This is a genomic window from Kitasatospora sp. NPDC002522 (assembly GCF_053595195.1).
Window position 1 is genome coordinate 1 of the sequence record NZ_JBSFXE010000061.1, and the last position, 13043, is coordinate 13043.

The window sequence follows — 13043 nt, forward strand, 5'->3', positions numbered from 1 at the left end:
GCCGCCCGGCCTCCACGGCCTCGGCCGAGACGGTCACGTCTGTCATCAGGTGCTACTTCCTTGATCGGGAGTTACACCGTTCTTTTTACAGACCCACCGCCGTGGCGCACGCCGGGGCCCGGGCGGTTCGCCGCCGCTCCACCGGGTGAACCCGCGCCGCCGCACGAGCCGTGTTCCCTGCCAGGAGTCCGGTCGGGCCCACGGGGAGAGCGCGGGTGCGGCCGGTGGAGCAGCAGACGGAGGCAGAGCATGGTGAGCGAGGCGTTCGAACAGCCGCGGACGGAACACGAGCAGGTGCCGGCACCGGCCGAGGAGCCGCCCGCGCGTCCGCGCAAGGCCCCCCGACCGATGCCGAACTGGGCGAAGATGGCGGAGAGTTACTCGGTGCGCCGGCGCCGCCGTCGGCGGCTGCTGGTGGCGGCGGGGGCGCTGCTGGCGGCGGGCGCCGTGACCAGCGCGGTGCTGACGTTCGACGGCGGTGCGGACACGCCGGCGGCTGCGGCGGTCGCGAACGCGGGCACGAGCGCGAGCCCGCCGCCGTCCGCACCGCCGGTCCCGCTGCCGGACGGCGCGGGCTCGGCGCCGCTGACCGCCACGGGGCGGGGCGAGGTCGGCCCGTACCAAGGCCGCCCAGGGGTGCTGCATCTGGACGGCAACTCGACGGCGTACGCCGAGGGCACCGTCCCGGACGACGCCGGGACGGGCTTCACGATCTCCGCCCGGGTGTACAACGAGGCGTCCACCCGCGACCGTTCGGCGGTGTCCCAGGGCACTGCGGGCGGCTTCTCGTTCAATCTGGGCCGGGACTTCACCGGCACCGAGAACCACTGGGTGTTCGAGGTGGCCGGTCCGGACGGGAAGGTGGTCCAGGCACTCGGCCGGCCGAAGGCGGCGAAGACCACCTGGACGGTGCTGACGGGCAGTTACGACCCGGCCTCCGGGCAGATCAAGCTGTACGTGGACGGGTCTCTGGCCGCGTCCGCGCCGGTGGCCGGGCCGGTACGCCGCACCGGCACGCTGAAGCTCGGCCGGGTCGCGCCGGGCCCGGACGGCTGGACCGGCGACTGGGTCGGCGCGGTCGGCGAGGTCCAGTTGTGGTCGCGCCCGCTGGCGGACGGGGAGATCGGCGCGATCCCGTTCGTCCCCGGTTCGGTGCCGCCGGCCGCGCACTCCTGGCTGATGCCCCCGCGCTGAGCCCCTCCCCGCCACGGCCCGGTGCCCGCCGTCGCCGGGGGCGTCCCGGGTGGGGGTAGCATGCGTGCACGCGCACAGATCGGAGCCGAAACGTGACAGTCCCGCACATCCGGATCCTCGGACCGGTGGAGTTGTCGGGACCGAACGGGGCGCCACTGGCCTTGGCGGGTGCCAAGCGCCGGGCCGCCTTGGCCCTGCTTGCGCTGAACGTCGGTCAGACCGTGCCGGTGGAGCGGTTCCTGGGTGCGCTGTGGGAGTCCGAGCCGCCTGCTCAGGCCAAGGCCGCGCTGCAGGGCCACATCGCGGCATTGCGCAAGGCGCTGGCGGGCTCCGGCCTGGAGGTGCGGACCCGGCCGGGCGGCTACGAGCTGGTCGGCGACCCCGGGACCGTCGACGCGTACCGCTTCGAGGCGCTGCTCGGCGCGGCGTCTGCGGGCGGCGGCGCGGACGTCGAACTGCTCGACCAGGCGCTGGCGCTGTGGCGCGGCCCGGCGCTCACCGACCTGCCGGACAGCCCCGAGGTGCGGGCCGCTGCGGAGCGGCTGGAGGGGCTGCGGCTGCGCGCCGTGGAATCCTGGGCGCGAGCCTTGACGGCGGCCGGCCAGGCCGAGCGGGCGGTGCCGGAGCTGGAGCGCGCGGTGGCTGCGCATCCGGTGCGCGAACCGCTGGCGGCGCTGCTGATGCGCACCCTGGACGCGGCGGGGCGCCGCGCGGAGGCGGTGCAGGTCTACCACCGCACGGCCGGACAGCTCGCCGAGGAGCTCGGCGCCGACCCCGGCGAGTCGCTGCGGCGTGCGCTCAGGACGGTGAGCGAGCCGGCGGTGGCCCCGGAGCGCACGGCGGCGGAACCTGCGGCGGACCAGGCGCCCGCCGACACCTATCTGGTGCCGTCGCTGCTGCCGCGTCCGCTCTCGGGCTTCGTGGAGCGGGTCGCGGAGCGGAGCTGGCTGGACCGGCTCGCGCCGAGCGACGCGGCCGGGTCAGGCACGGCCGGATCAGGCGCCGCCGGGTCAGGCGCCGCCGCGGGACCGGGCGGCCCCGGGGGGCAGGTCCGGGTGGCGGTGGTGGCGGGCGCGGCCGGCAGTGGCAAGACCTCGCTGGTGGTCCGTTGGGCGCACGCCGCCGCCGGATCCTTTCCGGACGGGCAGCTCTACGCCGATCTGCGCGGCTTCAACGCGGCCGGCCCGGCCGACCCGGCGGACCTGCTGCACGGCTTCCTGCGCGCGATGGGCGTCCGCGAGGACGAGATCCCCGACGGGGCGTCGGCCCGCGCCGCCCTGTACCGGGAACAGACCCGGGGCCGGAAGCTGCTGGTGGTCCTCGACAACGCGCTGGCCGCGGACGACGTGGAGCTGCTGCTGCCGGACGGCGCGGCCTCGCTGACCGTGGTGTGCAGCCGCCACGCCCTCAACGAGCTGCTGGTGCGCGAGGCGGCGGCCTTCCTGCAGGTCGGCCCGTTCAGTGCGGAGGCCGCCCGGGAGATGGTGGAGCGCCGGGTCGGCCGGGCCCGGGCGGTCGCGGACGAGGACGCCACGCGCCGGCTGGTCGAGCTGTGCGGGCGGCTGCCGTTGGCGCTCAGCATCGCGCTGGCCCGGCTGGCGTCGCGTCCCGGCTGGACCGTCGCCGACCTGGTCGGCGAGCTGGAGGACGAACGGATGCGGCTGAGCAGCCTGGGCACCCCGGGCGAGATCAGCGTGGCCCGTGAACTCATGCTCAGCAGGCGGCAGTTGCCGACGGAGGGGGCGCGGCTGCTGCCGCTGGTGGCGCTCCACCCGGGCACCCAGCTGGACGCCCTGGCGGCGGCCGCGCTCCTCGGCTGCCCGCCCGCCGAGGGCCGCCGGGCGGTGGACGCGCTGGCCGCGCTGCACCTGGTCACCGAGGCCGGCCCGGGCCGCTACGAGGTCCACGACCTGGTCCGGCTGTACTGCCTGCACCTGCTCGCCGAGGAACTGCCGCCGACCGAACAGGCCCACGCGGTCGCGCGGTTGGCCGACTACTACCTGGCGGCCACGGCGGCCGCCAACACCCTGGTCTCCGGTCGCGACCACGGCCAGCACCGCGCGGTCGAGCACTCCCCCGCGGCGCTGCCCCGACAGCGGGACGTCCGCGAGGCGCTGCGCTGGCTCGGTCGCGAGGAGGACGCGATCCGTTCGCTGGTCGACCGCTGCGCCGCGGCCGGCGACTACGAGCGGGCCTGGCGGCTGGCGGACAACGTCACCGGTCTGTTCCTGGCCTCGGGTTCGTTCGGCGCGTGGATCGACTGCGCGACCGCCGGCATGCGGGCCGCCGAGCACTCCGCCGATCCGCTGGCCAGGCCGCGCACCCGGGCCTCGCTGGGTTTCGCCCTGAAGGAGCTGAACCGGCTGGACGAGGCGGTCCGCCACCTGCGGCAGGCGCTGGAGGAGAACCCGCCGGACGATCCGCTCGGCCGGGTGCGCACCCTGGTGCCGTTGGCGGACGCCCATCTCAACCTGGGCGAGCCGGAGTTGAGCCGGAAGTACGCGCAGGCGGCGCTCGCCGACGCACGGGCGGCCGGCGACCCTTGGTCGGAGGCGTACACGCTGCACGTGGTCTGCTTCGCGGACCTGCGCCACGGCGCGCCCGAGGAGGCGCTGGAGCAGGCGCGGCACGCCTGCGCGCTGCTGTCGGACCGCCCGCCGGGCCACGCGCTGATGGCGGCGATGGCCTGTGAGGCGATGGCGCTGGGCCTGCTGCACCGGGTCGCCGAGGCGGAGCACGCCTGGCTGGCGGTGATCGAACTGAGCACCCGTCAGGGCAACGACCACGTCCGGGCGATCGTGGAGAGCTGGTTCGGGGAGTTCCTGGCGGCCCTCGGCCGCCCGGTGGAGGCCGGGCAGCGGCTGCGCGCCGCGATCGAGCTGTACCGCCGCCGCGAGGACGGCCGGACCGTCGCACTGCTCACCCGGCGCCTGGAGCAGCTGGCCTGACGGCCGCGACCCTTCGACGCCGGTGCTGCTCGCGCCGCTCGTGCTGCTCGTGCTGCCGGTGCTGCTCGCGCTGCTCGTGCTGCTCGTGCTGCCAGTGCTGCTCGGCGGCGCCGGCCGCCGCTCAGGAGGCGGCCAGCATGCCGCGGCGCTCCAGCACCGGGCGCAGCGCGCGCAGCGCGTAGAAGTGCCGGGACTTGACGGTGCCGGCCGGGACGCCGAGCACGGCGGCGGCGTCGGCGACCGAGCGGTCGCGCAGGTGCAGTTCCTCCAGCACCTGGCGCTGGTGGTCGGGCAGTTCGGCGAGCGCCCGGCGCAGGTCGTGGGAGGCCAGCACCTCCTCGTACGGGTCGTGGCCGGCGGTGCGCTCCTCGGGGGCGTCGTCGGCGACCTCCTGGGCGCGGGCGGCCTGCATCCGGAAGTGGTCGATGGCGATGCGGCGGGCGACGGTGAACAGCCACGGGCGCGCGAACTCGGGCCCGCGGGAGATCGCCTCGGGGTGCTGCCACGCCCGGACGAAGGTCTCCTGCAGGATGTCCTCGGCCTTGCCGCGGTCACCGCTGGTGAGTCGGAGCAGCGCCCGCAGCAGGTACGGGGCGTGCAGGCGGTACAGCTCGGCCAGGGTGTCCTGGTCCAGCGTCTGCCGCGGTGCGGTGGTCTGTGCTGCCGTGCTCGCCATGGCTCTCCCCTTGCTCTGAGAATGTCTTCTCTGACCGGTACTCAGAGTCGCAGGCGGTTCCAACGCGCCACCAATGAACTGCCAACGTTCTTTCCTATTCCCTCGTTAGCGGCCTGACCAGGGCTTTTGTCGCGATCTCGACGGTTCCCCAACTCCGCCGAGGCCGCCAACGCCCCGCCAACGCCGGTCCTGCGTCGCGTTGGCGGGTGCCGTTGGCGCCGTCGTCAGCGCCCGTTGGCGCCCGCCGGAAGCGCCCGTTGGCACCCCGCACCGGCCCGGGAAACGCCTCGGCGGGACCGGGCGCACCGCCTGGTCCCGCCGTTCGGAAGCCGGCCCGCCGGAGCCCTCTCCCGCAGCTCCCGCAGCTCCCGCACTACTGCGCCCGACCGCGCCTCCTCGCTGCTACTCCCCTGGGCGCCAGCGGCGCTTGCGGCCGCGCGGGACGACCGCGGCGGCACCGGCCACCAGCAGGGCGGCGCCGAGGGCGCCCGCACTCACGGCGTAGCCGTCGCTCGCGGCGGAGCGGCCGGTGTCGGGCGGCATGGCGAGCGGGGTGCCGGGGGCGGTCGGACGGGGTGCTCCACCGGCCTGCTCCCCGGGGAGGACCGCGGTCACGGCCGCGACCGGGTCGACGGTGCCGTAGCCGAGCTTGGGGTCGGGGACGGCGCCGCCGGAGTGGTAGGCGGTGGCTTCGAGCCGGTGGGCGAGCTGATCGCCCGTCAGGTCCGGTCGGTAGCCGAGGACGAGGGCGGCGGAGCCGGCCACCAGCGCGGCGGCGTAGCTGGGCCCGGTGGCGGTGTAGTAGCCCTTGCCTCCCGGTCCGGTGCTCATCACCGATTCGCCGGGGGCGACCAGGTCGACCCGGATGTCGGCGGCCAGGCCCTGTTTCTGGGTGCCGCCGGGGCCGATCGCGGCTACGGACAGCACCCCGGGGTACCCGGCCGGGTAGGCCTGGCCCTGCCAGCCGCTGTCGGAGCCGGCGGGGGCGATCAGCAGGGCTCCCCTGGCCTGGGCGTAGCGGACGGCGTCCGCCAGTTCGGCGCTGGCGGCGGGGGTGGCGGCGACGACGGCGATGATCCGGGCGCCGGCGTCGGCGGCGGCGCGGATGCCGCCGGCGAGCAGTCCGCCGTTGGTGGTGCCGGCCTGGTCGGTGACACCGATGGCGAGGATGCCGGCCTGGGGGGCGAGTCCGGCGAAGCCGACGCCGGGCCGGCGGGCGGCGGCGATCAGTCCGGCGGCGAAGGTGCCGTGGCCGACGCAGTCCGCAGCGGGTCCGGCGTCGTACTGCCGTGGGCCGACGGTGAGGCGGGGGCCGAGCACGCCCGCGGTGTCGTCCACCCCGGAGCCGAGCACGGCGACGGTGACGCCGGCGCCCTGGCTGAGCGGCCAGGCGGCTTCGGGCCGCAGGTAGGTCTGCGGCCAGGGCATTCGGGTGGTGGTCTGCTCGGAGGGCTTGCGGCAGCCGTTCTGCTGATAGTCCGTCAGCGACTGGGCGAGCCCGGGCAGTGTGGTGGCCTCGCTGGGCGAAGCCGCCGGGGTGGGGGTGTCCGCCAGGGCGGGCGTGGCGGGCAGCAGCAGCACGCCGGCCAGCACGGCGGCCACGGTGAGGGCGGCGGTCCCGCGGTTCGGGCCGGACGTGCGGCCGCTCGGGCCGGGCGGGCGGCGGGTCATGCCGGCCGTCCGGCGGTGGCCAGCGGCAGGTCCTCGGGCAGCAGCATGCTGAGCTCGGCGAGGTCGTCGATGTCGAGTCGGCTGAGTCGCCCGGCCTGGCGGGTGATCGTGGTCTCCAGGGTCTGCCGTGCCAGGCGGCCGTTGCCGAAGGTGCGGTCGCGCGGGACGCCGGAGAAGTACGCCAGCAGGGCGGCCGTGGTCTCGGGCGCCAGGGTGTAGCCGGCCGAGTCGGACTGCTTCTCGACGATGGCGACCAGCTCCTCGTCGCTGTAGTGCTCGAAGGCGATCTGCCGGGAGAACCGGGAGGCGAGGCCGGGGTTGGAGGCGAGGAAGCCGTCCATCTCGTCGGAGTAGCCGGCCACGATGACCACCACCTCGTCGCGGTGGTCCTCCATCAGCTTCATCAGGGTGTCGACGGCCTCCTGGCCGAAGTCGTTGCCGCTGCCCCCGCGCGGGGTGAGGGTGTACGCCTCGTCGATGAACAGCACACCGCCACGGGCCCGTTCGAAGGCCTCCTTGGTGAGCTGGGCGGTGTGTCCGACGAACCGGCCGACCAGGTCGGCGCGGGCGGTCTCGATCAGCTGGCCGCCGGGGAGCACGCCCAGTTCGGCGAGGAGTCGGCCGTAGAGCCGGGCCACGGTGGTCTTGCCGGTGCCGGGCGGGCCCGCGAAGACCAGGTGGTGGCTGATGGTGGCGGTCGGCAGACCGGCCTCCTTGCGGCGGTTGACCTGCTTGATCAGGTTCACCAGGTCCTCGACCTGCTGCTTGGCGGCGGGCAGGCCGATCATCGCGCGGAGCTCGTCGAGCAGCTCGGTCTTGGCCGGCTCGGGCGGTCCGGCCAGGGCCGCGGCGGTCTCGGCGTCGACGTCCTCGGGAAGCAGCACCGCGAGGTCGGCGTGGGCGATCTCGGGGAGGAGGGCCAGCCGGGAGGCCTGCCGGTCGACCATCTCCTCGAACACCTTGCGGGCGGCCCGGCCGTTGCCGAAGTCGGCGCCCTTCGACATCCGTTCGAAGTGCGCGGCGAGGGTCTCCCGGGTGCCGTCGGCGAGTTGGTAGCCGTGCCCGGTGGCGGACATCTCGACGATGGTGGTGAGTTCCTGGTCGGAGTAGTTCTCGAACTCGATGGTGCGGCTGAAGCGGGACGCCAGGCCGGGGTTGGAGTCGAGGAAGCCGCGCATCTGCTCCGAGTAGCCGGCCACGATCACCACGATGTCCTCGCGGTGGTCCTCCATCAGCTTGACCAGGGTGTCGATCGCCTCCCGGCCGAAGTCGGGGCCGCTGCCGCCGCCCTGGGACAGGGTGTAGGCCTCGTCGATGAAGAGCACGCCGCCGAGCGCGGAGGTGAACACCTCGGTGGTCTTGATCGCGGTGCCGCCGATGATCGAGGCGACCAGGTCGGCCCGGGCGACCTCGACCAGGTGGCCGCTGCGCAGCACGCCGAGTTCGGCCAGGATCGAGCCGTAGAGCCGGGCCACGGTGGTCTTGCCGGTGCCGGGTGGTCCGGCGAAGATCAGGTGACGGCTCATCGGGAGGGCGGGCATACCGGCGAGTTCGCGCCGCTTGGCCAGCCGGTTGAGGTTGACCAGGGTGGCGACCTGCTGCTTGACGCCGGCCAGGCCGACCAGGGAGTCGAGCACGGCGAGCGGGCCTTCGGGGTCGACCCGGGCGCTCTGACCGGGGGCGCCGAGCGGCTCGCCGGGGGCACCCCCGCCGCCGGTCTCGGCGGCGGCGGTTCCGTGCGCGTCTGGCATGCCGTTGTCGCGGGTGGTGAGGGTCTCGACCATCAGCCGGTTGCTGGGCTTGGTCTGGCGCAGGCCCGAGCCGCGGTTCTCGGCCACGGTGGTGTCGGTGATCCGGACGGGTTCGACGGAGTCGATCCGGACGCCGTCCATGCTGTTGTCGAGGGCCTCGCACTGGGTGAGTGAGGCCCGCGCGCCCTCGGCGATCAGGATGCCGTGGCGGCGGTTGCCGCGGGCCCGGGTGCGGGTGGCGGTGGCCTCACCGCCGTCCTCGACGACCAGACCGTCGTGCGCGGAGTCCACCAGGTCGCAGTCGCGCAGCGTGGCGGTGCCCCCGCCGCCGACCGACACGCCGGCCGAACCGGCGTCCCGCACCGAGGTGTTGCCGAGGAAGGCGTTGGCGCCTTCGGCGATCCGTACGCCGGCCTTTCCGGTGGAACCGATCTCGGAGCCCTCGAGCCGGCCCCGACCGCCGCGGGTCAGCTCGACGCCGTGGCCGCGCACGTCCAGCACGGTGAGCCGGCGCAGCAGCGGGTTCGCGCCGTCCTGGACGGTGACGCCGGTGCCGGCCACGTCGCGCACCTCCAGCCGATCGAACTCGGGGGCACTCTCGGCGACCAGCTGCACGCCGGTGTCGCCGCAGTCGCGGACCGCGGTACGGGAGAACTTGGGGCTGGACGACTCGCCGACGAAGATGCCGACCCCGTCGGCGCCGCTGACCTCGCACTCCTGGAAGCTGCCGCGGGAGCGGGCGGTGACGTGGATGCCGTGCCCCTTGGTGCGGGAGGTGCGGCAGCGGCGCAGTTCGGGGTCGGCGCCGCCGGCGATGGCGATGCCGTGCCCGGCGGTCCCGGTGACGGTGCAGTCCTCGATCACCACGCGGGAGTTGGAGGAGACGTAGGCGCCGACCAGCACGTCGCGGATCGAGGTGCGCAGGACCCGGGTGGAGCTGTTCTCCTCCAGGGCGAGCGCGGGCTTGTCGGTGGCGGAGATCTCGCAGTCCTCGATCGAGCCGCGGCCCTCGCCGTTGGCGCAGACGCCGTTGCCGCGGGCGTCGCGCATGACGGTGCGGCGCACCACGGGGTTGGCGCGTTCGCCGATCACCACGGCGGAGGTGGCGAGGTGCTCGATGATGCAGTCCTCGATCACGCTGGTGCCGCTGGAGGTCTCGACGATGCCCGCGCCGGCCGGGTTGACGACGCGGCAGCCGCGCATCGCCAGTGAGCCGTTCTGCCTGGTCAGCACCGCCGTCCAGGAGCCGCCGACGACTTCGCAGTCCTGCAGCGCGGCCTGCCCGCGGGGCACGTCGACGGCGGGCAGTTCCTCGTCCTGGCCCTGCAGGACCAGTCCCGTGAGTTGGACGGCCTCGGCCACCACCTGCACCACCACGCCGCTGCGCGGGGCGACCTTGACGGTGCCGCGGGACTCCTCGGCGGTGATCGTGACCATCTTGGTGATCACCAGGTTCTCCTCGTAGCGGCCGGGCCGCACGGAGATCACCGCACCACTGCGCGCCACCTGCAGGGCCTCGCCGATGGTGCGGTAGGAACCTGCCCGCGCCTCGGCGCACACGGTCAGCACATGGCGCGACATTTCCTGTCTCTCCCCTTCGTGGTACGTGTCGGCGCATCGTCCGCCCGTGCGCCGCTGGTGACCTGAGCCGCCGTCAGTCGGCGGTGCAGTTGACCCGCAGCGCGGAGGCGGCGAGGTGCGCGTAGGTCTTGGTGGTGCCGGACCAGTCGAGGCCGCGGTCGTGCAGGACCACGGCGAGTTGGCCGTTGGTGACCGGGAAGCTGCCGGAGTCGACCCAGGCGCCGCGGTGCGCGGTCTGGTCGATGGTGAAGGAGCCGGTCGTGCCGGCGCCGCGGGCGAACTGGTTCTGCACGGTGTAGTAGGCGGCCGTGCCGCCGACCAGCTTCACGTCGGAGCTGTTCGGGATGTACACGCTGATCCGGCAACTGCCGCTGTGGACCTGGCCGGTGGTGAAGGTCCACTCCATGGCGCTGTCCATGTCCTGGTCGGCGTCCCCGGACATCGGCATGGCGACGAACTTGCCGTGGCAGTTGTCGGCGGTCCAGCCGCCGCCGGCGCCGACGTTCCAGCCGGTCTGGCCCTCGTCGAACCAGTTGTAGTTGAGGAAGTCGGTGCCGGCGTTGGCGCACCACGGGCCGGTGAGGCCCTGGTAGGTGGCGGGCGCGGGCGGCGCGGCGGGGGGTGCGGCCGGGGCGGGCGCCGCTCCCCCGCCGCCGGCGGCATGGGTGGGCTTGGCCGCGGGGCGGCCCGGTGCGGCGCCCTGGCCGTCGGCCTGGGTGTCCGGCTGGGCGGCGGGCTGTTCGGCGGGCGTCTGGGTGGGCGAGGCGGTCGGGGAAGCCACGACCAGGCCGGCGCCCGCTCCGGCGGCGGCCGCACTGCCGTGGTTGTCGAAGCCCGGCACGAAGCCGTCCGGGCCGCCGCCCTGCTGGGTGAAGCCCGGCGGCGGAACGGGCGGCAGGCTGGGGCCGGGGCCCTTGCCGCCCAGGTGCGAGATGATCAGCGGCAGACCCATCAGCACCACGCCGGCGGTCGCCGCGGCGGCGATCATCGGCCTGGAGATCCGGCCGGGCCGCCCGACCGCGGTCTCGCCGGTGTCCGGCACCGCGACGGGCAGGCCGAGCACCTCGGTCTGCTGCTGCGCCGCGGCCTCGCCGGGCAGCGCGGGGACCGCGCCCCGGGCCGCGCCATCGCCCTGACCCTGCGTCAGCGCCTGGTCCTGACCGTCCGTCAGTACGCCGGTCCGGACGGCCGGCTGCACCGCGGTGGGTGCCTCGGCCGGCGCCACGGCGGGTTGGTCCGCCTCCACGGCCCAGGCCACGGCGGGCAGTCGGTATCCGACGGCGCTGCCGCCGCCGGTGCCTGCCTCGCCGGCCTGCTGGTTCCTGTCCACGTGTGCCAACCCCCTTGCCTCTCCAAGTCCCTCGCGATGTCCGCGGTGTGGTCCGGGCCCTTCGCCCTGACACGACCGACCGGCCGGCCGGAACGTCCGGCGGCCGGTCTCAGGTGCTCTCGTCCGGTTCGACGGCCCGGCCCGCCGCCCGGGTTCACCGACGCGGCGCCGACCGGTGTCCGGTCAGCCGAGCTTCCAGATCGGCTCGTCGGCGGGCGGCGGGGTGAGGATGAAGTCGACCGCCTGCTCCATGGTCTGCTGGTCGGGGGTCCACGGGGTGCCGTCGCCCTCCTCCAGGTGGGCGAGCAGGCCGGCCTCGGGGGCCAGGCCGTACTGCTCCAGGTAGTAGGTGATGGTGTCGGTCCAGATCCAGCTGCCGTCGGTGCGGAAGTTCATCGGGACGACGGCGGTGCGGCTGGGGTCGATGACGTCGTCCATCAGGGTGGGCGTCATCAGGACGGCGGTGCCGGCGTTGAGGCGCTCGACCAGCAGGTCGAGGCGGTCGAGGTCCTGGATCACCTCGTGATCGTCGGTGAAGCCGGGCCCGCCGACCGGATCGACCAGGTCGAAGACGGCGGCGAGCTGGAACTGCGGCGTCTCGGTGGCGGTGGTGGTGGTGTCTGCCATGGCGGGGACTCCCGTCGGATGCTGGTGGGTCGGGTCAATGGTGGGCGGAGGCGGACGGGTCGACCGCTCGGGTCCGCGCTCGATCGTGTCGCCGGCCAGAACGGCCGCACGCCTGCCGGGGGTTCAGCGGCTCAGCCCGTACGGGTGCCGAGCAGCGCGGATACCACCTCGTCAGCGGTCGCCGGCCGCACCGCCGCATCCGCGGCGGACGGGACGCCCACCGCCTCGACGTCGCCGGGCGGCGCATCGGAGCCGGCGGCGGTCTCCTCCGCCGATTCCGCCGACGCCGCCGGCTCCTCGGCCTGCTCGGTCCCGGTCTGCTCGGTCCCGGTCTGCTCGGTCCCGGTCTGCTCGGCGCTCGCGGGGTCCGCCGCGGGCTCGTCCTCCTGCTCCGGGAGGAAGTCCGCCGGGTCGAGGCGCATGCCCACCGGGGCCGCGGAGTTGAGGACGATGCCGTACCCCTCGGGGAGCAGCGCGGCCAGCTCCTCGATCCCGATCGCCGCGTACGGCGGGTCGCCGGCGGCGGTGACCTGCGCGTCGGACGAGTACACCAGCACGGCCGGTTCGCCGTCCGGCAGCTCGACCACGGCGATGGCACCGTCGTCGTCGACGGCCACCCCCAGCGGCCCCTTCCGCACCGCGGTCATCACGTCCTCGGGCGGGCCGTAGCCGGTGGCGGACAGTTGGACGGCGGCGTCGATCGGGTCGGTGGGCGCGGGCCACTCGTGGGACATCGGCGAGGCCCGGTACTCCTCGTTCTCCCGGAACTCGGCCAGCTCGCCCTCGTCGTCGGCCCGCCATTCGCCGATGACCGCCCAGGCGGGCGGCGGCCCGTCGCCGTGCCACGTCGGGTCGACCAGGCCGACCCACTGCCCGGGCGAGTGCTTGGCCGCCACCCGGATGTAGTCGGGCACCGAGTCGAGGCCGACCGGCACGTGCGCGGGCGCCGCCGCGTCCTGCGCACCGTCCGCCGCCCCGTCGCCGGCCGTCTCGCTCACTCCGTCCTGCGCGACGCCGTCCTGCGCGACGCCGTCCTGCGCGACGCCGTCCTGCGCGAGGCCGTCCTGCGCCTCGCCGCCCGGCTCGGCGGGCGGCTGCTCGGCGGGCGGCTGCTCGGTGTCGGTGCCCGCCGGGTCCGCCGCGTCCCCCGCGAGCTCCGGGGGCCCTGCGGCGGACGCCGGCCCTCCGACGCGTTCCTCCGCTGCCGCCTGATCCACTTCGGCCACCACGGGCCCTCCTGTCGTTTCGGTGCTGCCCACGGAGGA

8 protein-coding genes are annotated in these 13043 nt (G+C 75.0%); 2 read left to right on the forward strand and 6 right to left on the reverse strand.

Annotated features, from left to right (window positions below; genetic code table 11):
- Window positions 1-249: 249 nt before the first annotated feature.
- Both ACWD4U_RS32260 and ACWD4U_RS32265 read left to right on the forward strand, forming a co-directional pair.
- Window positions 250-1194 (forward strand): LamG domain-containing protein, encoded by a 945-nt coding sequence (locus tag ACWD4U_RS32260; protein ID WP_363460892.1) that lies wholly within the window; start codon window positions 250-252, stop codon window positions 1192-1194.
- Window positions 1195-1286: 92 nt separating this feature from the next.
- Window positions 1287-4142: an AfsR/SARP family transcriptional regulator gene (locus ACWD4U_RS32265; RefSeq protein WP_363460890.1), complete on the forward strand. Its 2856-nt coding sequence runs from the start codon at window positions 1287-1289 to the stop codon at window positions 4140-4142.
- 121 nt (window positions 4143-4263) lie between these two features.
- Here ACWD4U_RS32265 and ACWD4U_RS32270 read toward each other — a convergent pair whose 3' ends face one another.
- From ACWD4U_RS32270 to ACWD4U_RS32295, 6 genes are all read right to left on the reverse strand, one after another.
- Complete coding sequence (locus ACWD4U_RS32270; RefSeq protein WP_363460888.1) at window positions 4264-4818, reverse strand: sigma-70 family RNA polymerase sigma factor; 555 nt, start codon at window positions 4816-4818, stop codon at window positions 4264-4266.
- A 402-nt stretch (window positions 4819-5220) separates the two neighbouring features.
- On the reverse strand, window positions 5221-6489 hold the full coding sequence (locus ACWD4U_RS32275) for a S8 family serine peptidase (protein WP_363460886.1): 1269 nt from the start codon (window positions 6487-6489) through the stop codon (window positions 5221-5223).
- Window positions 6486-9821 carry a right-handed parallel beta-helix repeat-containing protein gene (locus tag ACWD4U_RS32280; protein WP_363460884.1) on the reverse strand — a complete coding sequence of 1112 codons (3336 nt, stop codon included), beginning with the start codon at window positions 9819-9821 and terminating at the stop codon, window positions 6486-6488. Before ACWD4U_RS32280 ends, ACWD4U_RS32275 begins: the two co-directional genes overlap by 4 nt.
- Window positions 9822-9894: 73 nt before the next feature.
- On the reverse strand, window positions 9895-11151 hold the full coding sequence (locus tag ACWD4U_RS32285; protein WP_363460882.1) for a hypothetical protein: 1257 nt from the start codon (window positions 11149-11151) through the stop codon (window positions 9895-9897).
- A gap of 183 nt (window positions 11152-11334) precedes the next feature.
- Complete coding sequence (locus ACWD4U_RS32290) at window positions 11335-11778, reverse strand: hypothetical protein (protein WP_363460880.1); 444 nt, start codon at window positions 11776-11778, stop codon at window positions 11335-11337.
- A gap of 131 nt (window positions 11779-11909) precedes the next feature.
- Window positions 11910-13004: a type VII secretion system-associated protein gene (locus ACWD4U_RS32295; RefSeq protein WP_363460878.1), complete on the reverse strand. Its 1095-nt coding sequence runs from the start codon at window positions 13002-13004 to the stop codon at window positions 11910-11912.
- Between the last annotated feature and the right edge of the window lie 39 nt (window positions 13005-13043).